The organism is Microbacterium sp. bgisy189, from assembly GCF_057707225.1.
On the sequence record NZ_JBYIPT010000002.1, the window covers coordinates 232,356 to 255,707 of the forward strand.

The following is a 23,352-nucleotide window of genomic DNA, read 5'->3' on the forward strand; positions in this document are numbered from 1 at the left end:
CGTTCGCCTGGCGCGTGTGGCGGTGTGTCTGCATGGATGCCCCCACAAGCGCCAGGCGAACGCTCACGCGTCGCCTTCTCCCCAACCTCGGCAGACCACGCACCGTCCACAGATGGCGTCGAGCGCGCCTGCGGGCGGAGATCGCGGGAGCATGGTGGAGGGATGCCTGCACGTCCCAGCGAGCTTCCGGAACACCTTGGCGAGAGCTTCTCGTGCCGCGAGGCGCTCGACCTGGGCGTCACCCGCGACCGACTGCGGGCCCGCGACCTCGCCGCGCCCTTCCGCGGAACACGCCTCGCACGGCCCATCGCCGACCCGGTTGGCAGCCGCGCACATGTGATCCGGCTCGCGAAGGCGTATGCCGCAGTCATGCCGTCCGAGGCCGTCTTCTGCGGTCGCACCGCCGCGGTGCTGATGGGCGGGCCGATTCGGCATGGCACCGCACTCGAGGTGGGCGTGTTCGCACCGCATCGCGCGCCGCGCGCGGCCGGCGTCGCCGGGCACCAGATGGTCCCCAGCCTGATCAGCGCAGGGTCGTTCATGGGCTTGCCGTGCGCGAGCCCGGCGTCGACCTGGGCCATGCTCGCCGAGTCGCTCTCCACCGACGACCTCGTCCGGCTGGGTGATCATCTCGTCGTCATCCCGCGCGACGAGCGGGCCCGACTGCGTCCGGAACGCCGGTTGGCGACACCCGACCAGCTGCGAGCCGCCGCGCTCGCGCCGCGACGGCGGTCGCGCGGGCGACTGCTCGATGCGTTGGAGCTCATCCGCGTCGGGGCGATGTCGCCGCTGGAGACCGACTTCCGACTGCTCACGACACGAGCTGGTTTGCCGCACCCGACCCTGCAACTCGAAGTCCGCGCGGTGAACGGGCGACTCATCGGTGTCGCGGATGCCGCATACGAGCGCTATGGCGTGCTCGTCGAGGTCGAGGGCGATCACCATCGAACCGACCGCCGGCAGTGGGCCCGCGACATCGAGAAGCACGCCGCCTACGTCGCGCTCGGGTGGGAGGTCATCCGACTGACATCCGCGCACATCCGTGCGCGCGTACCGGCCGCCCCGGCGCTTGTGCGCGCCGTCCTCACGCGCCGCGGCTGGGCGCCCCTGACCTGAACACCCGGCATCCAGGCACTTCGCCTGGCGCGTGTTGCGTGTTTCGCGCGTCGATGCCACAACGAGCGCCAGGTGAACGCAGTCGAAGGGGCAACGAGCGACTCGTGAAGCCCGAGCGTGCGACGCAGGGACGCACGCGAAGGGGCCCCGGTCCGAAGACCGGGGCCCCTCACGAGCGGATGCGGGTCAGCCCGCGTTCAGCCAGCTGTAGTTGTTGTCGTCACCGTACTGGAAGACACCGATGGTGGCCTCCGTCGGGTCGCCCACGTCGTTGAACGTGATCGGGCCAGAGACGCCGTCGTAGTCGGCGACCTCACCGGCGATGATCAGGTCGGCGCACTCGGCGTACGTCGTGCACTTGGTGCCGCCGTCACCACCGGAGACCGACTTGAGGTTCGCGGCGACATCGGGGCCTGCGGTCGAGCCTGCCTGCAGCGCGGCGAGCGCGAGCAGGATGACCGAGTCGTAGGACTCCGGACCGTAGGTGAACTCCTTCAGCTCCGGGTCGCCCTGCTCGGCGACGAACGCCTGCAGGTCGGTGCGGAAGGCCTCGGTCTGGGCCGGGTCGACAGACGGGTAGGTGCCCTTGGCGCCCGCCAGCGTTCCCGCCTCGAACTCGTCGCCGAAGTTGGCGAGGTTGCCGTCGACGAAGTACAGCTTGCTGGCGTCGTAGCTGGCGACCAGCTCGGGAACCATCGTCTTGACCTCTTCGAACGTGATCAGCGCGATGGCGTCGGGGCTTGCGGCCAGGACGTCCTCGATCTGCGACGAGAAGTTCGTGTCACCCGTGTTGTACATCGAGGCCGCGACGACCTCACCACCGGCTGCCTCGAAGGCCGCCTTGGTGAAGCACGCGAGGCCGGTGCCGTACGAGTCGTTCAGGATGATCATGCCCAGCGTCTCAGCACCGTCACCGGCGATGAGGTTGCCGAGGACCTCGCCCTGCAGGACGTCGGACGGAGCCGTGCGCCAGTAGAGGCCCTTGTCCTCGTAGCCCGTGAAGGCGGCAGAGGTGTTCGCCGGCGAGAACTGGATGGCGTTGGCCGCGATCACCTGGTCGATGAACTGCAGCGAGGTTCCCGAAGACGCGGCGCCGATGATGGCGGTCGCTCCGTCACCCAGCAGACGCGGGATCTCGGTCTCATACGCCTTGTTGTCGGTGTCACCGGAGTCGCCCTGGAGGAGGTCGATCTGCACGCCCTTGTCGGCGGCGTTGACCTCGGCGGCGGCGAACTCGGTGCCGGCGATCTCGGGCGGGCCGAGGAAGGCCAGGTTGCCGGTCACTGGCAGGGCAGTGCCGATCTTGTAGGTGAGGTCGGTGCCGGGGCCCTCGGAGGTCGAGGTGTACTCCGGCACGTACTCGGCGGGCGCGGCCGCGTCGCAGTCGACCGGGAAGTCGAACGACGAGGCGTCCGGCTCGTCGGTCGGGTCGCCGGTCGTGGTGCCACCACTACACCCGGCGAGGACGAGGGCGCTGGCGCCGATCAGGGCGATGCCGCCCAGGACCTTCGCAGCGCGTGAACGTGTCAGAACGCTCATTGTGCTCCTTGCTGTCGGTGACGCGGCATTGCTCGGGCGCCGCGCCGATTGCGTCCAACCTACTTGCGCACAGGCGCCGCCAATGTTGCGATGTGTTAACGGTCTGTAACGCGACCGAATCGTTACCTCGCGAGGCGCGTTCGGTTCAGACGACGGGGCCGACCGGCGCCGTGCGGTTGCGGCGCGCGGCCCGCAGCGAGTCGATCGTGAGCACGACGAGCGCGACCCAGACGAGCCCGAATCCGATCCATCGCTCCAGCGGCATGGGCTCACCGAGGATCCACGCGCCGGTGACGAACTGCATGATCGGGGCGATGAACTGCAGGATGCCGATGAGCGTGAGCGGCGCGCGGCGGGTGCCGGCGGCGAAGAACAGCAGCGGCACGGCGGTGATGGCCCCGGCCAGCAGCAGGAGCGTCGCGTGCCCGGGACCCGCCTGCCCCATCGTGATGCCTGTGGTCGCCGCGACGACAGCCAACTGCACCCCGGCGATCGGCGCGAGCCAGAGCGACTCGAGCGTCAGCCCGCTGATGGCGTCGACCGACGGGCCGATCTGCTTCTTGACGAGTCCATAGATGCCGAAGCTGGCGGCCAGGGTGAGCGCGATCCACGGCACGTTGCCGTACCCGATGATGATGACGAGCACCGCGAGCGCGGCGATGCCGATCGCGACCCACTGGGTCACCCGCATCCGCTCGCGCAGCACGAGCACGCCCAACAGCACGGTGACGATCGGATTGATGAAGTAGCCGAGGCTCGTTTCGATGACGTGGCCGGTGAGGGTTCCGATGAGGAACACCTGCCAGTTGACGTAGATGAGGCCGCCCGCGGCGAGCGTCCACAGCACGAGCCGTCGGTTGCGCAGGATGGCGATGAGCATCGGCCAGGACCGGGTGACGGTCAGCAGCAGTGCGCAGAAGACGAGCGAGAGCAGCACCCGCCACGCCACGACCTCCCACGGACCGGTGGGGTCGAGCGTCAGGAAGTACAGCGGCATGAAGCCCCACAGCACGTACGCCGTGAACGCGAACGCGCCGCCGAGCGCCTGCTCGCGTGCGGGATCTGCCGGTGTCATGAGTCTCAGCCTAGGACGGTCGTGACATCGAGGTGACCGTCGCAGCGTCGGCATCCGGTCGAACGCCGCCGGAATCCTGCCAGGCGAACGCGGCTGCCGGAACGACGAAGGACCCGGATGCCGTGGCATCCGGGTCCTTCGGGAGCGTCAGTCGTCTCAGCGGACGACGACGGCCAGCACGTCGCGAGCCGACAGGACGAGGAACTCGTCACCGCCGAACTTCACCTCGGTGCCGCCGTACTTGCTGTAGATCACGCGGTCGCCGACGGCGACGTCGAGCGGAACGCGGTTGCCGTTGTCGTCGATGCGACCGGGGCCGACCGCGACGACCTCGCCCTCCTGGGGCTTCTCCTTCGCGGTGTCGGGGATGACCAGGCCACTCGCGGTGGTCTGCTCGGCCTCGACCTGCTTGATGACGATGCGGTCCTCGAGCGGCTTGATGGAAACCGACACGGTCTACCTCTTTCTTGCAGTTGCTCTGCCTGTTGGCGTGTGGAGTCTTCGAGAGACTGTCAGCACTCTCACCCCGAGAGTGCTAACGCAAGTCTAGAGCGCCGCTGGCACTCGTGCAACGCGAGTGCCAGACGATGTCACGTGCGCCGTAGGCTGGCCGGATGGACTCCCGCGAGCTCGCCGCCCTGCTCACAGCCGAGGGGCTGCGCCTGGTCGACGAGGTGGGCCCCGTCGAACAGACCGCCGACGTCGCCGCCATCGTGAGCCGGCTGCGACGCGACGGCCACTCCCCCGACCTCGTGTCCGCCGTCGTGACGCAAGCACGCCTGCGGACGCGCGCGGCATCGAAGTTCGGTCCGTTCGCGGCGCGGATGCTGTTCACCCGCGCGGGACTGGAGCAGGCGACGCGACTCGAGGTCGCCGCGCGCCACGCGGTGCGGTTCCGGGATGCCGGCATGCGGAAGGTCGCAGATCTCGGCTGCGGCATCGGCGGCGACGCGATGGGACTCGCGGGCCTCGGGCTCGATGTGCTCGCGGTCGACGCTGACGAGGTGACCGCTGCCCTCGCGGCATACAACCTGGCGCCGTTCGGCGAGAGCGTCACCGTGCAGCATGGCACCGCGCAGGACACGGATCTCGCCGGTGTCGACGCGGTGTGGCTCGACCCGGCGCGCCGCGCCGCCGGGCACGGCGAGACCCGGCGCCTCGCCGCCGACGAGTGGTCGCCGCCACTGGAGTGGGTCTTCGACCTCGCAGCGCGAGTACCCGCAGGCATCAAGCTCGGGCCCGCGTTCGACCGCGACCGCATTCCGCCCCGCACCGAGGCGCAGTGGATCAGCGTCGACGGATCGACGATCGAACTCGTGGTGTGGTCGGGCGTGCTCGCGCGGCCCGACGTCGCCCGGTCAGCCCTCGTGATCCGAGGCGGCACGGCGCACGAGGTGACGGCATCCGCCGACGCAGAGGATGTTCCGGTGCGCGCACTCGGCGCCTTCGTGCACGAGCCGGACGGAGCTGTCATCCGGGCGAGGCTCATCGGCGACGTCGCGCGGACGCTCGAGGCCGGGATGATCGCGGGCGGCACGGCCTACCTCACATCGGATGCCGCACTGACCAGCCCCTTGGTGCAGACGTTCCGCGTGCGCGAGGTGATGCCGCTGAAGCTGCCGACCATCAACGGCGCACTCGCCTCGCACGACGTCGGCACGATCGAGATCAAGAAGCGCGGCGTCGACGTCGACCCGGCGACGTTCCGCCGCAAGCTGCGACTGCGCGGTACGGACGAGGCCACCCTCATCCTCACGCGCGACGGTGCAAGGCGGGTCGCCATCCTCGCCGATCGGGTCTGACGACTCAGGCGCCTCGATGACTCAGGAGAACAGGTCGCCCTGCGACGCCGCCCACCAGAGCCATCCGGCGCTGTAGAGCAGTGAGAGCAGGCTCAGGCACATCGCCCAGATCGCGACGCCGCGCGACTCCCAGGGGCGGCGCAGTGCGACGACCGACAGGACGACGCCGAGCAGACCGATCAAGAAGCCCCAGCCGACGATGAACGACACGGCGAGCCCGAGAATCGCGAACATGAGCGCCCAGCCCGCCGATCGCGGCAGCGGTGCGGCCGGCTGAGGGGCCCACTGCACCTCGGCGTGCTGCGGCACGACGATGTCGGTCGGCGCCGTGAACTCGCGTGAGAAGCCGCCGCGGTGCGCGCCCGGCAGCGCGGTGTCGCCGGGCGCCGCGTCAGCGGGTGCCGCCTCAGCGGGCGGTGCGATCGGGTCGGCGGGTGCGATCTCCTCTGCCGGACGCGGGTCGGTCATGCCGTCACCGCCACCTGGATCTCGGTGACCGGCAGCGTCGAATCAGCCCCGAACGCCAGCGTGGATGCCTGCCGACCGCTCATGATGAGCTCGGATGCCAGGGCTGCGATCATCGCTCCATTGTCGGTGCACAGCGACAGCGGGGGGATGCGCACCTCCACGCCGACCGCCGCTGCACGCTCGAGCGCGACATCGCGCAGTCGCTTGTTCGCGATGACCCCACCACCCAGGAGCAGTCGCGGCACGTCGTGGCGGGCGCACGCGTCGAGCGCCTTCGTCACCAGCACGTCCACGACGGCCTCACGGAACGACGCGGCGACGTCTGGCACCGAGACTGGCTCGCCCGCCGCCTCGCGCTGCTCGACCCACCGCGCGACGGCGGTCTTGAGTCCGGAGAACGAGAAGTCGTACCGGTGCTCGGCCATATCGGATGCACGGGACATCCCGCGCGGGAAGCGGATGGCATCCGGATCTCCGCTCGCCGCCGCCCGGTCGATCTCGGGGCCTCCCGGGTAGGGCAGACCGAGGATGCGCGCGATCTTGTCGAACGCCTCTCCCGCGGCATCGTCCATCGTCTCGCCGAGCAGTTCGACGTCGCTCACGAGGCCGCGCACCAGCAGCAAGGACGTGTGGCCGCCGCTGACCAGCAGCGCCACCGTCGGGTACTCCACGGCATCCCCGGTGAGCAGATCGGCCGCGATGTGGCCGACGAGGTGGTTGACCGCGTACAACGGCTTGTCGAGCGAGACGGCGAGCGCCTTCGCGGCGCCGACGCCGACCATGAGCGCCCCCGCGAGGCCCGGCCCGCTCGTGACGGCCACGGCATCCAGGTCGCCGAGGGTGATGCCTGCCTCGGTGACGGCCGCCTCGATCGCCGGCTGCAGCGCCTCGAGGTGGGCCCGCGCGGCGATCTCGGGGATCACGCCGCCGTAGCGGGCATGCTCGTCCATCGAACTCGCGATCGTGTTGCTGAGCAGTGTGCGGCCGCGGACGATGCCGATGCCAGTCTCGTCGCAGCTGGTCTCGATGCCGAGCACGAGCGGCTCATGCGTGTTCATCAGCACCACCCGGCCTTGTCGACCTCGTCGGCGGCGTGCGCGGCGGCCCAGCCGACGAGGTCGAGCTGCATGATGATCGCGTCGACATCGTCGGGTTGGTAGTACCGGGGGCGCCGCGCGATCTCGACGAAGCCCTCGGAGACGTACAGGGCCTGGGCGACGGGATTGTCGGCGCGCACTTCGAGAAACGTCTCGCGGGCGCCGCGTTCGCGCGCGAACGCCAACAGCGCCCGCAGCAGCGTGCGGCCACGACCGCGGCCACGCACCTGCTCCGCGAGCGCGATCGTCTGGATGTCGGCGTCGTCTGCGCGTTCGACCGCACGAACCCCGCCGTAGCCGACAAGGAACCCCGCCTCTTCGTCGACGAGATATCGGCCGTGCGGCGAGACGAGCTCGGCCGCCATCATCGCCTCGCTCCACGCATCGGTGGGAAACGACGAACGCTCGAGCGCCATGATGGCGTCGAGATCGTCGGGGGTCGCGGTGCGCAGCGTCATGCACCCACCTTCTTGGGGCCCTTCGGCATCGTCACGTCTGGCGCGCGCAGGTACAGGGGTTCGGCGGCCGCGATCTCACGGCCGGCAGCCACAGCGCGCGCCGCGACGAGCGCGACCATCGCGGCCGAGATGGCGGTGACGTCGCGACGGACGGCGCCGGCGGTGGCCAGGACGGCGTCGATGTCGTCGCGCGGGGTGAGTGCAGCGCCGGCGACGCGGATCGGCAGGCCGTCATCGTCGATGCCGTCGTAAATCGTGTAGGCGAACTCGCGGCGTCGCGCGTCGGTGACGACGGCGAAGCGCTCGGGGTCGGCGAACGGGTCGGCGAGCAGGATGCCGAGGGCTGCCGCATCGTGGCTCGGCACCGGTACGACGGGGATGCCGCGTCCGGTCGCGAACGCGCGGGCGGCCGCGATGCCGACCCGCAGCCCCGTGAAGGGCCCTGGACCCATGCCCGCGGCGACGTGGGTGAGCTCGACGCGTGCGGCGGGAGCGGTCGCGCCGAGCGGCCCGTGTGCGGCATCGCCGAGGGCTGCGGCGAGCAGGTCACCGATCACTTCAGCGTGGCCGAGGGGGTTCTCGCTCGCGCGATCGGCGAACACGACACCGTCACCGTCGACGACGGCGACCGCCGTGCCGAGGGAGGTGTCGATGCCGAGGATCACAGCATCCAGGGTATCCGCGCCCAGCCGGGTGTCGTCCCAACATCGAGCGTCCACGACTCGCCGATGCGCACCGGGGCGCAACCGCGTGTCGTGGACACCCGAGATGGAGTGGGACGGGGTCAGTCGATCTCGACGACTTCGAGGGTCTCTGTCAGGTCGACGTCGACGTCGTCTGTGGCACCGGTGAACACCGACACCGAGAAGGCGTGGCTGTCGTCGCGGTCGGTCTCGATCGAGGTGACACTGCCGGTGCCGCCGGCTGCGGTGATCGCGGCAGCGGCGATCTCGGCGATGCGGGCGGTGTCCAGCGCGGGGTCGGCGTCGTCGTCACGGTGGTCGGCGCGCACGGTCGTTGCGCCGTCGGCGCCGACGCGCACATCGACCTCGCTGCCGTCGGCGAGGATGACATCGACCTTCCAGCCGTCGCTCTCGACTTCGACGGAGCTCGCACCCGTGCCGTCGGCTGCGGCCACGGCACGGTCGATCGCGTCGACCAGCGCCGTCGCGTCGCCGCCGGATTCGATCATCGCGCGACGCTCGGCCTCCTCGCGCTCGCGTTCTTCGGCGGCGTCGCGGTCGTCGTCTGCAGTCGCGGTCGGTTCGGTGGCATCCGTCGTCGGGGCCTGCGTCGAACTGACAGCCGCAGGGACGGTCTGGAACAGGCCCGGGCCGCCGAAAGCACCCGTTGCCGCGCCGGCAATGCCGCCCACGAGCAGCACGCCGACACCGGCGGCCGCGCCGATCAGCAGTGGACGGGCAATGGATCGACGGGGCGCTGCGGCGGTCTGCGGGGCCGGCTCGGCGCCAGGGGTCGGCTCGGGTGCCCCGCCGATGGGGGTGGTGGGGGTCTCGTCGTTGTTCATGTCTCCACTGTCTCGCTCGGGTGCTGAACCGAATCTGAACCGTCCTGAACGCGCATTCAGGCAGCGGCGAGCGGCAGCTCGATCACGAACCGGGCGCCGCCCAGCGGGGCCTCGTCGACCCGGACGCGTCCACCGTGGGCTCGCGCGACTTCTCGCACGATCGCAAGCCCGAGGCCACTGCCGCCGGCATCGCGCGAACGCGCCTCGTCGAGCCGCACGAAGCGGTCGAACACGCGATCCCGTTCGGATGCCGCGATGCCTCCCCCGTCGTCGTCGACCCACAGCAGCGCGGTCTGCCCGACCGCCCGCACACCGATCGCGATCCGCGTGCGCGCGTGGCGGCCCGCGTTGTCGACGAGGTTCTGCACGGCCCGGCGCAGCAGGCGCGCATCGCCCGCGACTTGAACGGCACCCACCGCCGTGGCGTCGACGTCGACCCCGCGGTCGCGCACGCCCGCCGCCGCAGCCAAGGCGAGATCGTCAAGATCGACGACGCCTGCACTCCGGACCGCGCCTTCGTCGAGGCGCGCCAGCAGCAGCAGCCCTTCGAGGATCTCCTGCATCCGCTCGCCCTCGTCGATGACGACGTCGGCGAGCTCGCCCGGCGGGGCGACATCGGGATGGGCGCGGGCGAGTTCGGCGAACTGGCGCATCGTCGCGAGCGGGGAGCGCAGTTCGTGCGATGCGTCGCCGACGAAGCGCTGCTGCGCGTCGTATCCGGATTCGACACGCGCCAGCATCCGGTTCATCGTCGCTGCCAGCAGGTCGATCTCGTCCCCGTTGCCGCGGGTCGGCACGCGCCGATCGAGCGCGTCGGCATCGATCTCGTCGACCTGTCGGCGGATGCGCTCGACCGGCGCGAGTGCACGCGCGGCGACGAGCCACACCACGACGCCGATGACGATGACCGCGATGGGCACCCCGATGGCGAGCAGCGTCGCCGTTTCGGCGACCGCCGCCTCGACGTCGCGCAGCGGCGCACCGAGCAGCAACTGCCCCGTCTCGAGCGTCTCGGCCACGACGAGGTACGCGTCACCGTCGATCACGGTGCGCACCGGATCCGCGCCGGGTGGCGCGGGCAGGGCGAGGGCGTCGTCGGCGTTGACGACGACGGTCGACTCGCTCGCGGGGCGCCACGCGATGAGCGTGTCGTCGTCGCGTTCGGCGATCCACGCCGCCGGCACGAGACCGCCGTCGAGCCCTTCGGCGATGCTCGCCGACTCCGATTCGAGCCGCGTCGCAACCCCCGCGTTGAGGTTCTGCGACAGCAGCGCGACCATCCACACCGCGCCCAGGGTGAGCGCGAGTGCGACGACGAGCGTCGCGATCGCGGTGACGCGGGTGCGAATGCGTAGGCCGCCGCGCCGCGCGTCAACCACCGTCGGCCGCCATCCGGTAGCCCGCTCCGCGCAGGGTCTGGATGCCGTCGCGCCCGAACGGGCGGTCGAGCTTTCGCCGGAGTCGGCCGATGTAGACCTCGACGATGTTCGGGTCGCCGTCGTACGTGTCGTCCCACACGTTGTCGAGCACTTCGAGCTTGGTGACGACTTCGCCGCGTCGGCGCAGCAAGAAGTCGAGCACCGCGAACTCGCGGGCGGTCAGTTCGACCTCGGCATCGCCGCGGTGCACCGTGCGGGCGGCCGGGTCGAGCACGAGATCGCCGGCCGCCAGCACCGCCGGTCGCTCGCGGGCACCGCGTCGCACGAGCGACCGCAGACGCGCGACCAGCACAGGATAGGAGAACGGCTTCGTCAGCCAGTCGTCGCCGCCGGTGTCGAACCCTTCGACCTCGTCCCACTCACCGTCTTTCGCGGTGAGGAACAGCACGGGCGTCCAGATCCCCTCGGCACGCATCGCCTGGCAGACGCGGTAACCGCTCATACCGGGCATCATGACGTCGAGGACGACGACGTCGTAGTCCTGTTCACGTGCGCGCCAGAGTCCGTCAGTGCCATTGTGGGCGACGTCGACCGTCATCCCCTCGGCCTCGAGGCCGCGCCGGATGCCGTCTGCGAGGCGCACCTCGTCGTCGACCAGCAGCACGCGCATGCGTCGAGTCTGCCCGTTCCAGGCTGACTCCGCGCTGAATCGTGCCGATGCCGGCTCAGGGGCGGCGGGTGACGGTGACCAGTCGCGGCGCGTTGTCTTCCATCTCGCGGGCGGCGCGACTGCCCGTGCCGCACGCGGTGTCGATACCCACGCCACTCCACTCACGATCGAGTTCGATCTCCCACCACGAGTCCGCGAGGCCGTCGACCATGCCGCGACCCCACTCGACGATCGTGACCGAATGGTCGAGATCGAGGTCGAGGTCGTCGAGCTCTGCAGCAGCGCCCAGCCGATACGCGTCGACGTGCAGCAGCACCGGCCCGCCCACGAGCGAGGGATGCGTCCGCGCGATGACGAACGTGGGGCTCTGCACGGGGCCGCGCACCCCGAGTCCCGCCGCGATCCCACGGGTGAGGGTGGTCTTGCCGGCGCCGAGCGGACCGGTCAGCACGACGAGGTCCCCGGCAGCCAGGGCTTCGCCGAGCGAGCGCCCGAGCGCTTCCATGTCGGCGGGGGATGCGATCTCGCGCTGCCCGATGAATCCGTCGAGTCCGGTCATCCGTGCACCTCGACGCGGGGCACGCGCGGGCCGATGCGCGTGACGATCTCGTAGTTGATCGTGTCGGCGGACGCCGCCCATGCCTCGACTGGCGGTGCGCCGGTTGCGGGGTCTCCGAACAGCACGGCCGTGTCGCCCACCGCCACCGGATGGTCACCGACATCGACGACGAACTGGTCCATCGCGATGCGCCCAGCGACGGGGAACACCTCATCGCCGATGCGTACGGCACCGCCCTGCGACGCATTCCGCGGCACACCGTCGGCGTAGCCCAGCGGCACGAGCGCGAGCGTCGTCTCACGGGGTGCGCGGTGCAGGTAGCCGTACGAGACCCCCTGCCCGGCCGGGGCGCGGCGCACGGCTGCAACGGAGGCACGCAATGTCATCGCCGGGCGAAGGCCGAGGTCGGCCGACGTTCGGTCGGCGAACGGCGACAGACCGTAGATCGAGATGCCGAGACGCACGGCGTCGAGACGAGCCTCTGGCAGGTCGATCGCCGCGTGGGATGCCGCGATATGCCGCAGTCGAGGACGGAGCCCTTGCGCGGCGGCGGCTTCTGATGCGACCCGGAACCGCGCGAGGGCCGCACGGTCGTCGGCTTCGCTCGTGTTGGAGAGATGGCTGAACAGCCCCACCAGTTCTATGCGCCCCTCGCGCTCGAGGCGGGCCGTCTCGGCGAAGACGTCGCCGTAGGCCGCGGGCGGGATGCCGTTGCGACCGAGCCCGGTCTCGACCTTCAGGTGCACGCCCACCGGCTGCGAGTCAGCCGCTGCCGCCGCCGCACGAAGCTGCTGGAGGCTCGAGATGCCGACCTCGACGCGGGCGGCGGCCGCGTCGAGGAACGTCGAACCGGGCGCATGCAGCCATGCCACGACGGGCGCGTCGATGCCCGCCGCGCGCAGGGCGAGCGCCTCGCCGATGTCGGCGACACCGAGTCGCGACGCACCGCCGGCGAGCGCGGCGCGCGCCGACCGCACCGCCCCGTGCCCGTAGCCGTCTGCCTTGACGACCGCGATGACCTCGGCATTCGTCAACCGCCGCAGATGTTGCACGTTGTCGGCGATAGCCGTCGTGTCGATGACAGCCTCGCGCATGTCACCGTCTTTCAAGGCACCGCGCGCCAGCGTGCTCATGCGCCCGCCGCCTCGGCGACGACATACGCGGTGGCGAGACCCGCATCGTGCGAGAGCGAGAGGTGCACGGCGGTGATGCCCCGTTCTGCGACGACCTCGGCGGTTGAACCGGAGAGCGAGAAGACCGGCTTGCCGGACGGTTCCGACGCGATCTCGATCTCACCCCAGTGCACTCCGTCAGAGCCGCCGAGCGCCTTGATGAGCGCTTCCTTCGCAGCGTAGCGAGCGGCGAGCGACCGCGGCTTGAGCGTTCGCTCGGCGGGCGAGAAGAGTCGATCGAGCAGGCGGGGCGTGCGGGTGAGGGAACGCTCGAATCGGGGGATGTCGACGAGGTCGATGCCGATTCCGACGATCATCCCGCCAGCCTAGTCAAGGATCACTCGACCGTGACCGACTTCGCGAGGTTGCGCGGCTGATCGACGTCGAGCCCCTTCGCGTTCGCGAGGCCCATGGCGAAGATGTGCAGCGGCACGACCGCCAGCAGCGGTTCGAACAGCGCGTCCGCCAGCGGGATCCGCAGCACCTCGTCCGCGAAGGGAAGCACGGCGGCATCGCCCTCTTCGGCGATCACGATCACGCGGGCACCGCGGGCACGGATCTCTTGGATGTTGGAGACGACCTTCTTCTGCAGCTCGGCCGAGTGCCGCGGTGACGGCACGATGACGAACACGGGCTGGCCGGGCTCGATCAGCGCGATCGGGCCGTGCTTGAGCTCGCCGGCGGCGAAGCCCTCGGCATGGATGTAGCTGATCTCCTTGAGCTTGAGCGCCCCCTCGAGCGCGATCGGGTAGCCCACGTGGCGCCCCAGGAACAGCACCGATCTGGTGTCGGCCATCCAGCCGGCGAACTGCTCGATGTGCTGCTGCTCGGCCTCGAGGATGCGCGAGATCTTCTCGGGCACCGCCTCGAGCTCACGCACGTTCACCGCCTGCTCGGCCGCCGACAGCTCACCGCGGATGCGGCCGACGTGCAACGCGAGCAGGTACAGCGCGGTGATCTGGGCGACGAACGCCTTGGTCGACGCGACCGCGACCTCAGGGCCGGCGTGCGTGTAGACGATGGCATCCGACTCGCGCGGGATCGTCGCGCCCTGCGTATTGCAGATCGACAGCGTCTTCGCGCCGTGCTCACGCGCGTACTTGACGGCCATCAGCGTGTCCATGGTCTCGCCCGACTGGCTGATCGAGACGACGAGCGTCTGCGGGCCGATCACCGGGTTGCGGTAGCGGAACTCGTGGGCGAGTTCGACGTCGACGGGCAGCCGCGTCCACTCCTCGAGCGCATACTTGCCGACCATGCCGGCATACGCGGCGGTGCCGCAGGCGATCACGATGATGCGGTTGATGCCGGCGAACAACTCGTCGAGACCGTGCAGCTCGGGAATCTCGACGGCGTCATCCTTGAGCCGGCCGCGCAGCGTGTTGGCGACGGCCTCGGGCTCTTCAGAGACCTCCTTGGCCATGAACGACGGCCAGCCGCCCTTCTCTGCCGCTGCAGCGTCCCACACCACTTCGAACGGCTCGACCTCGACACTCGCGCCCGAGAAGTCGGTGACCTCGACACCTGCGGGCGTGATCGCGACGATCTCGTCCTGGCCGATCGCGAGCGCGTTGCGGGTGTGCTCCACGAAGGCCGCGACGTCGGAGCCGAGGAAGTTCTCGCCCTCGCCCAGTCCGATCACGAGCGGCGAGTTGCGGCGGGCGCCGACAACGAGACCCGGCTCGTCGCGGTGCATCGCGAGCAGCGTGAAGGCGCCCTCGAGACGCGAGGCGACATTGCGGAACGCCGTGACGAGATCGCCCGTGACACCGTACTCGCGACCCAGCAGCACCGCGGCCACTTCGGTGTCGGTCTCGCTGCGGAACGTGAATCCCTGTGCCAGCAGCTCGTCCTTCAACTCGGCGAAGTTCTCGATGATGCCGTTGTGGATGACGGCGAGCTTGTCGTCATCGGCAAGATGCGGGTGTGCGTTCGCGTCGGTCGGACCTCCGTGCGTCGCCCAGCGGGTGTGCCCGATGCCGGTCGTGCCGTCGTTCATGGGGTGCGCCACGAGGTCGTCGCGCAGCACCTGCAGCTTGCCGGCGCGCTTGCGCAGGTTCAGGTCGCCGTCGCCGTCGATGACGGCGATGCCGGCCGAATCGTAGCCGCGGTACTCGAGGCGGGCGAGGCCTGACAGGAGGATGGCCTGGCTGTCACGCGGGCCCACGTATCCGACGATTCCACACATGCGCACAATCCTATGGGCGCGCGCGCGAGTCGGAGCTGTGCGCGTGACCGCGCCGTCCGGATGTCACTGGGCGTCTGCGGCGTATTCGTCGACCGTATCGGAACGGAATGCCTCAGCCACCTGCGCGAGGGCGTCCCAATCCGGTCTGACGATCGACTGGCCGTCGGCCGACGTGCCGGTACCCAGCGTCGGTGAGGTGAAGAAGTCGATGTCTTCGGTACGAAGGTCACGCAGCCGCAGCCCGAGGTCGACGATCGTGGGCCCATCGAGACCGGAGTCGACGGTGAGGTACGGCGAGATCGCGCCGACCATGTCGCTGATCTTGCCGGGGTCGGTCAGCGTATCTCGACTGAGCACCCCTCGGATGAGCCCCCTGAGGTAGGCCTGCTGATTGCGCACACGCTGATAGTCGCCGTCGACGAACGAATACCGCTCGCGCACGAATCCGAGCGCCGACTCGCCGTCAAGGGTGATGTGCCCCTCCGGGTAGGTGACCCCGCTCCGAGTGAACGGCACCGCGTTGTTGACCTCGACCCCGCCGAGCGCATCCGTCAGACCTGCGAACCCCTCGAAGTCGACGATCGCCACGTGATCGATGCGCACATCGATGATGTCTTCGATCGTCTGTACCGTCAGCGGCACACCGCCGTACGAGAGCGCGGCGTTGATCTTCGCCTCGCCGTGCCCGGGAATCGGCACCCAGTTGTCGCGCATGATCGACATCACCTGCACACCCTCGTTGTCAGCGGGAATGTGCACGACCATGATCGTGTCGGACCGTTGCCCGCGGATGTCATCGAGATCGTCACCGACATCGCCCCGGATGTCGGAGCCGAGGAGGAGGATGTTCCGCGCCTCGGCGTGCGCTTCGTCGACGGGGTCCGGTCGCACCGACACGTCGGGAAAGCTCTCCGATTCGTCGAGCATCGTGACGTTGTCGGTGTAGGTCTGGTTGAGGCTGAAGAGGTAGACGAGCGCAACACCTGCTGCGGCGACCAGTGCCAGAACGACGACACCGACGACCACCCAGGGCCAACGGCGACGACGACGTACGGAAGGTTCCGCGGTCGCGAGCGCATCGAGTTCAGTGTCGCCGAGTCGTGCCATGTCAGCCTCCGCAGGCGTCATTCACCGTCGTGACGGTGGGCCGGATCATCGGGGTCGTCCGCAGCTCGACCGGGGTACCGGTAGCGGCACCGGTGAACACGGTCGTCACTGTGAACGTGTCGCCAGGCACGTGCGTCGACGTGAACGGCGAAACGGCGCGACCGAGGTCGACGTTGCCGGTTCGGAACTCTCGGACCGAGTCGCCTTCGACGCTCGTCTCGGCGATCTCGAAGCCCGGCGGGGCGTACATGAACACCTGCGTTCGGTACTTGGTGCCCTTCCATGAGCCGCTGCGAACGTACGATGGCAATGAGGTCGATTCTTCGAGCGTGAGGTCGAGGCGGAACGATGCCGTTACCTTCATCGTCATTTCACCGTCGGCACACGAGGCGGAGACATCGACGGTCGTGTCGGCGAAGTAGTCGATCTTCGAGGCGGACACGTCTCGGAAGTACACGCCGACGGTCGTGGTGGTGTCATTGTCGGTGGGAAGCACGCCGGTCACCCGAGACCCGGACTCGTCGAGCACACCCTGCACCTGCTCATCGTCGGTCCAGTACATGATGCTGCCGGTGTCGATGCTCTCGCCGACGGCGGTGATCATGGTTGCCATGTCGAAGTCTCCGCTGCTGAGCTTGTCGAAGATCGCGGATGCCGACGCGGCGAAGAACGCGTCCGTCCCATCCCCCACCTGATTGGCCGGGAACCAGCCGTACACCTCGTGCAGCAGCAGATCGACGGCGTTCTCACTGTTGAGCTCGACGCCTTCGATCGAAACGGGGCCGGTCGCTTCGAGCATGCGAGCCAGCGCAAGCGGGTCGATCGACGCCACCCCGTGGATCGGCGCGTCGTCGACATCCCGCTGCCAGAACGCGCGCATGATCTGCGCATCGCTCGGCCAGTCGGGCCGCGACGGCGTGAGGTTCATGGCGCTGGCATACCGATTGCCATACAGCGCGAACGCGGACTCCGGCAGGTCGACGTCGACCAGCTCCTCTTCGTACGTCTGACTGGATCCCTGATCGACGATCTCGATGCGCCCTTCGTCGGCGCGGACGAGTGTCTGCGAGGCAGAGCTTCCGCCGAGTCCGAGCGCTTCGGCATTGTTCTGGAAGACGAGCAGATAGCGCTTCTCACCCTCCCCGCCGAGTAGCGAGGGGAGGATGGGCAGCACGGTGTCTGCAGTGTCCAGCGCGCTCGAGACCTCACCGATCTGCGCCGCCAGCTGCTCGCGGGCAGAGACGAGCTGCCCGGCAGCGCCGTCCGTGTCGACCATCGCGATCCGCTCCCTGAGCGCACCGAAGTCGTCGGCCGCGCTCGAGACGGCATCCACCGCGGCGGCGACGGCATCGAGGGGGAAGGCGCCATCGACGGGCTTGAGGTTCTCCGGCGTAAGCGAGGGCGCAACGTCGATGAGTGGCTCGGCAGCTCGAACCGCATCATCCGTGATCGCGGTCAACTCGGTGGCGGCCGTCACCGAGGCCCCGATCCACGGCAGGATCCCCGCGAGACGCCAGAGCGGATCGTCGGTCAGCTCCACCGCCGCGGAGGTGTGGGTCGACACGTCTGCGAGCGTCGCGGTCGCCGCATCCAGCTCCAGTGCCTCGATCTGCGCCTTCGCACCCGGCATGAGCTGCTGGGCCACGACGAGCTCATCTTGCACCGCCATCGCCCGGTCGTACACGAGCTTGCCTGCGACACCAACACCCGCGACCACGAGCACGACGGCGCCGCCGACGATCCAAGGCCACCGCTTGCGGCTGCGTGGCGAAGCGTCGGGAGAAGGCGTGCGGGCGTCACGGCGCGAAGCAGGTGCAGACATCGCGAGCGATCCTACTGTCCTTGCGCGAAGGCAACCTGGACACCGACCGACGCAGACCTGGACGCTTGGGCTCGCCCAGGCGCCCGCGACATCACGCTTCGAGATACTCGCGCAACGATTCCGCCGCGTCGCGCACCTCGAACCCGGTCGCCTCGATCTTCGCCAAATCGAGCACCGACCACGCCGGACGTGGCGCGACCGGTCCCGCTGCGCCGTCGAAGTACTCGGCCGTTGTGACGGGCACGACGCGATCGGGATCATGCCCTGTCAACTCGAACACCGTACGGGCGAGGTCAGCCCACGACTGGGGTGTGCCACCCCCGGTCAGGTTGTAGACGCCGAAAGGTGAGCGGGTCTCGAGCAGATGCCGGATGCCGCGCGCGAGGTCGTCGGTGAAGGTGAGTCGTCCGATCTGATCCGAGACGACCGACGGATCGACGCCGCGTTCCGCCAGGGACGCCATCGTTTGGACGAAGTTCTTGCCCTCGCCGATCACCCAGGACGTGCGCACGATGTAGTGGCGCGGCGTGGTGCCGACGATCGCATCGCCCGCGGCCTTGGTCTGCCCGTAGACACCCAGCGGCGCGAGCGGGGCATCCTCACGGTACGGCTCGGTCGCGGTGCCGTCAAATACGTAGTCACTCGATACGTGCACGAGTGTCACACCGTGCTCCGCAGCGATCCGGGCGAGCGCGGCGACACCGGTGACGTTCGCCGCCCATGCGTCGGCACGGCCGGCATCCGTCTCGGCCAGATCGACGGCCGTGTACGCGCCGGCGTTGATGATCGCCCCGTAGTCGCGCCATCGACGCGCGCCCGCGAGATCCCCCGTGAGGTCGAGGTCGGCACGCGTGGCGAACTCGACCCAGGGAGCGTCGGCGTACTCGGCCCGCAACGCGGTGCCGAGCTGCCCGCCCGCGCCGACCACGAGCACGCGACGGGGCGGAATCGGCGTGACGTCCGCAAGCCGGGGATGGGCGAGGTCTTTGGCCGAGATCTCGACGTCGCTCAGCGGAATCGGCCATTCGATGGCCGCCGTCTCGTCGGCGAGATTCAGGAACGAGTACGCGGCGTCGGGCGACCAGTGGTCGTTGACGAGGTACGTGTACGCGGTGTCGGGTGCGAGGGTCTGGTACGAGTTGCCGACGCCGCGCGGCACGAAGATCGCCTTCGACGGGTCGATCTCGGTCGTGAACACGGTGCCGAACCCGGGTCCCTCGCGCAGGTCGACCCATGCACCGAAGATGCGACCGGTGGCGACTGAGACCCATTTGTCCCATGGCTCGGCGTGGATGCCGCGGGTGGTGCCGACCGCATCGTTGAACGAGATGTTGTTCTGCACCGGGCCGAAGTCGGGCAGTCCGAGCGCGAGCATCTTCTCGCGCTGCCAGTTCTCCTTGAACCAGCCGCGACTGTCGCCATGCACGGGCAGGTCGTAGACGACGAGCCCCTCGATCGGAGTCGGGACCGGCGCGAGCGCCTTGCCGAAATCGGTCATTGCGGTGTCACTGCCCCTTCGAGGCGTAGAAGGCCTCGACCCCGTCCTTCGCGGGCGCCCACCACTGCTCGTTCTCGCGGTACCAGTCGACGGTCGCAGCGAGCCCGGCCTCGAAGTCTCGGTAGCGCGGCTCCCAGCCGAGCTCCGTGCGGAGTTTGGTGGAGTCGATCGCGTAGCGCAGGTCGTGGCCGGCGCGGTCGGTGACGTGGTCGTAGGCGTCGGCCGGCTGCCCCATCTGGGTGAGGATCAGTTCCACCACCGACTTGTTGTCCTTCTCACCGTCGGCACCGATCAGGTACGTCTCGCCGATCTCGCCCTTGTCGAGGATCGTCAGGACCGCCGACGAGTGGTCGTCGGCGTGGATCCAGTCACGCACGTTCTCGCCCTTGCCGTAGAGCTTGGGGCGGATGCCGCGGATCACGTTCGTGATCTGGCGCGGAATGAACTTCTCGACGTGCTGATACGGGCCGTAGTTGTTCGAGCAGTTCGAGATGGTCGCCTGGACGCCGAACGACCGCACCCATGCCCGCACGAGCAGGTCGGACCCGGCCTTCGTCGACGAATACGGCGATGAGGGGTTGTACGGGGTCTCTTCGGTGAACCGCGCAGGATCGTCGAGCTCGAGGTCGCCGTACACCTCGTCGGTCGAGATGTGGTGCAGGCGCGTCTCGTGCGTGCGGGCCGCCTCGAGCAGCGTGTAGGTGCCGATGATGTTCGTGTCGAGGAACGGCCGCGGATCGTGCAGCGAGTTGTCGTTGTGTGACTCGGCAGCGTAGTGCACGACCGCATCGGCATCCGCGAACAGTTCGTCGACCAGCGCGGCGTCGGCGATGTCGCCCTCGACCAGGCGAAAGCGATCCTCCGGCAATCCGGCGAGCGATGCACGGTTGCCCGCATACGTGAGCTTGTCGAGCACCGTCACGTGGTGATCGGTGTTGGTGAGCACGTGGTGCACGAAATTCGATCCGATGAACCCAGCACCCCCGGTCACAAGCAGTCTCGACATCAACGGCCCCTTTCCAGGACATTCAGCAGGTAGGTTCCGTAGCCCGACTTCACGAGCTTCTCGGCGCGCGTGCGCAGTTCGTCATCGGTGAGGAAGCCCTGACGCCACGCAACCTCTTCCGGGACCCCGATCGACAGGCCCGTGCGTCGCTGCATCGTGCGCACGTATTCGGCGGCATCCGTCATCTGGTCGAACGTTCCGGTGTCGAGCCAGGCGGTGCCACGCGGAAGCACCTCGACCTGCAGCGTGCCGCGCTCGAGGTAGGCCCGGTTGACGTCGGTGATCTCGTACTCGCCGCGCGGCGACGGTTGCAGCGCGTGGGCGATCTCGACGACGTCGTTGTCATAGAAGTAGAGCCCGGGCACGGCGTAGTTCGACTTCGGCACGGCCGGCTTCTCTTCGAGCGAGATCGCCTTGCCGTCGGCATCGAATTCGACGACACCGTACGCCTCGGGCTCCCCCACCCAGTACGCGAAGATCGCCCCGCCGTCGACGTCGGTGTATCGCTTGAGCTGGCGGCCCATGCTCGGCCCGTACAGCAGGTTGTCTCCGAGGACGAGGGCAACCTTGTCGTCAGCGATGAAGTCAGCACCGAGGGTGAAGGCCTGCGCGAGCCCGTCGGGCGAAGGCTGTCGGGCGTAGGTGAGACGGATGCCGAACTGCGACCCGTCGCCGAGCAGTCGCTCGAAGAACGGGCCGTCGTGCGGTGTGGTGATCACCAGGATGTCGTCGATACCGGCGAGCATCAGCGTCGACAGCGGGTAGTAGACCATGGGCTTGTCGTAGACCGGGATGAGCTGCTTCGACACACCGAGGGTGATCGGGTGGAGCCGCGTGCCGGAACCGCCGGCGAGGATGATGCCCTTCATGGCATTCATCCTGGCAGACCTCGCCTGCCTGTCCTGCTCAAAGCTTGCGCAGCAGCACGGTCTCGACGGTGTGATCCGGCGCCTTCCGCAGCACGAGGTTCGCCCGGTGTCGGGTCGGTTCGACGTTCTCCCGCAGGTTGGGGAGGTTGATGTCATTCCAGAAGCCGAGCGCCTTGGCCACGGCATCCTCGTCCGAAAGATCGGCGTACACCTTGAAGTACGAGTTCGGGTTGCTGAAGGCGGCCTGCCGAAGCGCGAGGAAGCGGTTGACGAACCACTTCTCGATATGGGCGACATCTGCATCGACGTAGATCGAGAAGTCGAACAGGTCGCTGACGGCGACGTCGTTCGGCGTGGGAGGCGGCGCGAGCACGTTGAGGCCTTCGACGATCACCACGTCGGGTCTGCGGATCGTGACCTGCGCGTCGGGCATGATGTCGTAGCGCACATGCGAATAGAAGGGTGCGCGCACTTCTGACGCGCCCGACTTGACGTCGGTGAGGAACCTGACCAGCTCGCGCCGATCGTACGACTCGGGAAAGCCCTTGCGGTGCATGATGCCGCGACGCTCGAGCTCAGCGTTGGGGTAGAGGAAGCCATCCGTCGTGACGAGCTCGACGCGCGGCGTGCCCGGCCAGCGCGACATCAATTCGCGCAGCAGGCGCGCAACGGTCGACTTCCCGACGGCGACCGAACCCGCCACCGCGACAACGAACGGCGTCGTCGAATCGGGTTCGCCGAGGAAGTCGGCCGTCTCGGCCCCGAGTCGCTTCGTGTGCTCCGCGTACGTGCTAAGCAGTCGACTGAGCGGCACATACACCTCGCGCACCTCGGCCAGGTCGAGCCGGTCGCCGATACCGCGCAACTGCACGACCTCGTTCTCGGTCAGCGGATTCGGCACTCCCGGCGCGAGTCGCGCCCACTCGCTGCGGTCGATCTCGCGGTAGCGCGAGTCGACGGTCGTCATCGTCTCGTCGGTGGACATCGCGCCCACTCTATTCGTTCTGTCGCCCCCACCCGCACCCGCTACGGTGAGTTCGTGCGCCTGGGAGTCCTCGACATCGGCTCGAACACCGTCCATCTGCTCGTCGCCGATGTCCGCCCGGGAGGACGGCCACTCGCGACCACGAGCAATCGCACCGTCCTGCGACTCATGCGCTATCTCGAACCGGACGGATCAATCGCGGAGGCGGGCGTCGAAGCGCTCGTCGCAGCGGTCGCCGAGGCCCGTGCCGTCGCAGAGAAGGAGAACGTCGCAGAGCTGCTCGCGACAGCCACCAGTGCGGTGCGTGAAGCCGCCAACGGCGAAGCGGTGATCGCTCGCATCGAAGCCGCCCTCGGGCAGGAGTTGCAGGTGCTCGGCGGTGAAGCGGAGGCGCGCTTCACCTTCCTCGCGGTGCGACGCTGGTTCGGGTGGTCGGCCGGGCAGATCATGCTGTTCGACATCGGCGGCGGTTCGCTTGAGCTCGCGGCGGGCAGCGATGAGCTGCCGGATGTCGCCGCGTCGGTGCCGCTCGGTGCGGGGCGCATGACGATCGAGTTCCTCGGCGAGGATCCGCCCGGCGAAGAGGCCGTGGAGGTGCTGCGCGCACATTCCCGCGAGACGCTCGCACCCGTCGCCGCCCTCATGCGCGACCAACCCCGGCCCGATCACGTTGTGGGTTCGTCCAAGGCGATCCGCTCCCTCGCGAAGCTCGCGGGGTACCCCGTACCGGGCTGGAGCGGCAATCAGCGGATGCTGCTGCCGCGCGGCGCGCTCGGCTCGTGGATCCCACGACTGGCTCGCATCCCTGCCTCGGCCAGGCAGGAGCTTCCGGGCATCACCGCCGATCGCACCTTCCAGATCGTCGCGGGTGCCGTCGTCCTCCACACCGCCATGACGATCATGGATGTCGACGAACTCGAGATCTCGCCGTGGGCACTGCGCGAGGGCGTGCTGCTGCGCTACATCGAGTCGCTCGCGTGGAACGAGTCGAACGGCTGACACCGGTCGACCATT

At 68.9% G+C, this 23,352-nt stretch carries 23 protein-coding genes; 3 read left to right on the plus strand and 20 right to left on the minus strand.

What is annotated here, in order from left to right; genetic code table 11:
* The first annotated feature begins 162 nt into the window (after positions 1–162).
* A complete protein-coding gene (locus tag AC3ENX_RS04085; RefSeq protein WP_434810589.1) occupies positions 163–1,116 on the plus strand; it encodes a hypothetical protein in 954 nt (317 codons plus the stop codon).
* Between the two features lie 186 nt (positions 1,117–1,302).
* Here AC3ENX_RS04085 and AC3ENX_RS04090 read toward each other — a convergent pair whose 3' ends face one another.
* The 3 genes from AC3ENX_RS04090 to groES form a co-directional block, all read right to left on the minus strand.
* Positions 1,303–2,655: an ABC transporter substrate-binding protein gene (locus tag AC3ENX_RS04090; RefSeq protein WP_434810590.1), complete on the minus strand. Its 1,353-nt coding sequence runs from the start codon at positions 2,653–2,655 to the stop codon at positions 1,303–1,305.
* A 145-nt stretch (positions 2,656–2,800) separates the two neighbouring features.
* Complete coding sequence (rarD, locus tag AC3ENX_RS04095; protein WP_434810591.1) at positions 2,801–3,730, minus strand: EamA family transporter RarD; 930 nt, start codon at positions 3,728–3,730, stop codon at positions 2,801–2,803.
* A 156-nt stretch (positions 3,731–3,886) separates the two neighbouring features.
* Positions 3,887–4,183, minus strand: a complete 297-nt coding sequence (gene groES, locus AC3ENX_RS04100; RefSeq protein ID WP_434810592.1) for a co-chaperone GroES — start codon at positions 4,181–4,183, stop codon at positions 3,887–3,889.
* A gap of 161 nt (positions 4,184–4,344) precedes the next feature.
* Here groES and AC3ENX_RS04105 point away from each other — a divergent pair, with 161 nt between their 5' ends.
* Entirely contained in the window at positions 4,345–5,532 is a 1,188-nt protein-coding gene (locus AC3ENX_RS04105; protein WP_434810593.1) for a class I SAM-dependent methyltransferase, read from the plus strand.
* A gap of 21 nt (positions 5,533–5,553) precedes the next feature.
* On the opposite strand, the gene AC3ENX_RS04110 is transcribed toward AC3ENX_RS04105, so the two are convergent.
* The 17 genes from AC3ENX_RS04110 to coaA form a co-directional block, all read right to left on the minus strand.
* Positions 5,554–6,000 carry a hypothetical protein gene (locus tag AC3ENX_RS04110; RefSeq protein WP_434810594.1) on the minus strand — a complete coding sequence of 149 codons (447 nt, stop codon included), beginning with the start codon at positions 5,998–6,000 and terminating at the stop codon, positions 5,554–5,556.
* On the minus strand, positions 5,997–7,058 hold the full coding sequence (gene tsaD / locus AC3ENX_RS04115; protein ID WP_434810595.1) for a tRNA (adenosine(37)-N6)-threonylcarbamoyltransferase complex transferase subunit TsaD: 1,062 nt from the start codon (positions 7,056–7,058) through the stop codon (positions 5,997–5,999). Before tsaD ends, AC3ENX_RS04110 begins: the two co-directional genes overlap by 4 nt.
* Complete coding sequence (gene rimI, locus AC3ENX_RS04120; protein WP_434810596.1) at positions 7,058–7,555, minus strand: ribosomal protein S18-alanine N-acetyltransferase; 498 nt, start codon at positions 7,553–7,555, stop codon at positions 7,058–7,060. The genes tsaD and rimI overlap by 1 nt, the downstream gene beginning before the upstream one ends.
* Entirely contained in the window at positions 7,552–8,220 is a 669-nt protein-coding gene (tsaB, locus tag AC3ENX_RS04125) for a tRNA (adenosine(37)-N6)-threonylcarbamoyltransferase complex dimerization subunit type 1 TsaB (protein ID WP_434810597.1), read from the minus strand. Before tsaB ends, rimI begins: the two co-directional genes overlap by 4 nt.
* Positions 8,221–8,339: 119 nt before the next feature.
* Positions 8,340–9,083, minus strand: a complete 744-nt coding sequence (locus AC3ENX_RS04130; RefSeq protein WP_434810598.1) for a hypothetical protein — start codon at positions 9,081–9,083, stop codon at positions 8,340–8,342.
* 56 nt (positions 9,084–9,139) lie between these two features.
* The gene (locus tag AC3ENX_RS04135) at positions 9,140–10,462 is read right to left on the minus strand and encodes a sensor histidine kinase (protein ID WP_434810599.1); all 1,323 of its coding nucleotides are present in this window, start codon (positions 10,460–10,462) and stop codon (positions 9,140–9,142) included.
* Entirely contained in the window at positions 10,455–11,132 is a 678-nt protein-coding gene (locus tag AC3ENX_RS04140) for a response regulator transcription factor (protein WP_434810600.1), read from the minus strand. Before AC3ENX_RS04140 ends, AC3ENX_RS04135 begins: the two co-directional genes overlap by 8 nt.
* Before the next feature lie 55 nt (positions 11,133–11,187).
* Complete coding sequence (tsaE, locus tag AC3ENX_RS04145) at positions 11,188–11,691, minus strand: tRNA (adenosine(37)-N6)-threonylcarbamoyltransferase complex ATPase subunit type 1 TsaE (RefSeq protein ID WP_434810601.1); 504 nt, start codon at positions 11,689–11,691, stop codon at positions 11,188–11,190.
* Entirely contained in the window at positions 11,688–12,824 is a 1,137-nt protein-coding gene (gene alr / locus AC3ENX_RS04150; RefSeq protein ID WP_434810602.1) for an alanine racemase, read from the minus strand. The genes tsaE and alr overlap by 4 nt, the downstream gene beginning before the upstream one ends.
* On the minus strand, positions 12,821–13,180 hold the full coding sequence (locus tag AC3ENX_RS04155; protein WP_434810603.1) for a holo-ACP synthase: 360 nt from the start codon (positions 13,178–13,180) through the stop codon (positions 12,821–12,823). The genes alr and AC3ENX_RS04155 overlap by 4 nt, the downstream gene beginning before the upstream one ends.
* A 20-nt stretch (positions 13,181–13,200) precedes the next feature.
* Positions 13,201–15,051 (minus strand): glutamine--fructose-6-phosphate transaminase (isomerizing), encoded by a 1,851-nt coding sequence (gene glmS / locus AC3ENX_RS04160; RefSeq protein ID WP_434810604.1) that lies wholly within the window; start codon positions 15,049–15,051, stop codon positions 13,201–13,203.
* A gap of 63 nt (positions 15,052–15,114) precedes the next feature.
* The gene (locus tag AC3ENX_RS04165) at positions 15,115–16,158 is read right to left on the minus strand and encodes an LCP family protein (RefSeq protein WP_434810605.1); all 1,044 of its coding nucleotides are present in this window, start codon (positions 16,156–16,158) and stop codon (positions 15,115–15,117) included.
* Between the two features lies 1 nt (position 16,159).
* The gene (locus AC3ENX_RS04170; protein WP_434810606.1) at positions 16,160–17,980 is read right to left on the minus strand and encodes a DUF4012 domain-containing protein; all 1,821 of its coding nucleotides are present in this window, start codon (positions 17,978–17,980) and stop codon (positions 16,160–16,162) included.
* Between the two features lie 91 nt (positions 17,981–18,071).
* Positions 18,072–19,478, minus strand: a complete 1,407-nt coding sequence (locus AC3ENX_RS04175) for a sugar nucleotide-binding protein (RefSeq protein WP_434810607.1) — start codon at positions 19,476–19,478, stop codon at positions 18,072–18,074.
* 7 nt (positions 19,479–19,485) lie between these two features.
* Complete coding sequence (gene rfbB / locus AC3ENX_RS04180) at positions 19,486–20,484, minus strand: dTDP-glucose 4,6-dehydratase (protein ID WP_434810608.1); 999 nt, start codon at positions 20,482–20,484, stop codon at positions 19,486–19,488.
* Complete coding sequence (gene rfbA / locus AC3ENX_RS04185; protein ID WP_434810609.1) at positions 20,484–21,353, minus strand: glucose-1-phosphate thymidylyltransferase RfbA; 870 nt, start codon at positions 21,351–21,353, stop codon at positions 20,484–20,486. The genes rfbB and rfbA overlap by 1 nt, the downstream gene beginning before the upstream one ends.
* A gap of 37 nt (positions 21,354–21,390) precedes the next feature.
* Complete coding sequence (coaA, locus tag AC3ENX_RS04190; RefSeq protein WP_434810610.1) at positions 21,391–22,338, minus strand: type I pantothenate kinase; 948 nt, start codon at positions 22,336–22,338, stop codon at positions 21,391–21,393.
* A gap of 54 nt (positions 22,339–22,392) precedes the next feature.
* Between coaA and AC3ENX_RS04195 the strand changes: the two genes are divergently transcribed.
* Entirely contained in the window at positions 22,393–23,337 is a 945-nt protein-coding gene (locus AC3ENX_RS04195; protein ID WP_434810611.1) for a Ppx/GppA family phosphatase, read from the plus strand.
* Positions 23,338–23,352: the final 15 nt, after the last annotated feature.

Bases quoted from the DNA above. Each gene is read 5' to 3' on its own strand.
- rfbB (WP_434810608.1), bottom strand. From the start codon at position 20,484: ATGTCGAGACTGCTTGTGACCGGGGGTGCTGGGTTCATCGGATCGAAT.
- AC3ENX_RS04085 (WP_434810589.1), top strand. From the start codon at position 163: ATGCCTGCACGTCCCAGCGAGCTTCCGGAACACCTTGGCGAGAGCTTC.
- rimI (WP_434810596.1), bottom strand. From the start codon at position 7,555: ATGACGCTGCGCACCGCGACCCCCGACGATCTCGACGCCATCATGGCG.
- AC3ENX_RS04170 (WP_434810606.1), bottom strand. From the start codon at position 17,980: ATGTCTGCACCTGCTTCGCGCCGTGACGCCCGCACGCCTTCTCCCGAC.
- rarD (WP_434810591.1), bottom strand. From the start codon at position 3,730: ATGACACCGGCAGATCCCGCACGCGAGCAGGCGCTCGGCGGCGCGTTC.
- AC3ENX_RS04155 (WP_434810603.1), bottom strand. From the start codon at position 13,180: ATGATCGTCGGAATCGGCATCGACCTCGTCGACATCCCCCGATTCGAG.
- AC3ENX_RS04165 (WP_434810605.1), bottom strand. From the start codon at position 16,158: ATGGCACGACTCGGCGACACTGAACTCGATGCGCTCGCGACCGCGGAA.
- AC3ENX_RS04130 (WP_434810598.1), bottom strand. From the start codon at position 9,083: ATGAACAACGACGAGACCCCCACCACCCCCATCGGCGGGGCACCCGAG.
- AC3ENX_RS04175 (WP_434810607.1), bottom strand. From the start codon at position 19,478: ATGACCGATTTCGGCAAGGCGCTCGCGCCGGTCCCGACTCCGATCGAG.
- glmS (WP_434810604.1), bottom strand. From the start codon at position 15,051: ATGTGTGGAATCGTCGGATACGTGGGCCCGCGTGACAGCCAGGCCATC.
- AC3ENX_RS04110 (WP_434810594.1), bottom strand. From the start codon at position 6,000: ATGACCGACCCGCGTCCGGCAGAGGAGATCGCACCCGCCGACCCGATC.
- tsaE (WP_434810601.1), bottom strand. From the start codon at position 11,691: ATGACCGGACTCGACGGATTCATCGGGCAGCGCGAGATCGCATCCCCC.
- tsaD (WP_434810595.1), bottom strand. From the start codon at position 7,058: ATGAACACGCATGAGCCGCTCGTGCTCGGCATCGAGACCAGCTGCGAC.
- AC3ENX_RS04105 (WP_434810593.1), top strand. From the start codon at position 4,345: ATGGACTCCCGCGAGCTCGCCGCCCTGCTCACAGCCGAGGGGCTGCGC.
- AC3ENX_RS04140 (WP_434810600.1), bottom strand. From the start codon at position 11,132: ATGCGCGTGCTGCTGGTCGACGACGAGGTGCGCCTCGCAGACGGCATC.
- alr (WP_434810602.1), bottom strand. From the start codon at position 12,824: ATGAGCACGCTGGCGCGCGGTGCCTTGAAAGACGGTGACATGCGCGAG.
- coaA (WP_434810610.1), bottom strand. From the start codon at position 22,338: ATGTCCACCGACGAGACGATGACGACCGTCGACTCGCGCTACCGCGAG.
- rfbA (WP_434810609.1), bottom strand. From the start codon at position 21,353: ATGAAGGGCATCATCCTCGCCGGCGGTTCCGGCACGCGGCTCCACCCG.
- AC3ENX_RS04090 (WP_434810590.1), bottom strand. From the start codon at position 2,655: ATGAGCGTTCTGACACGTTCACGCGCTGCGAAGGTCCTGGGCGGCATC.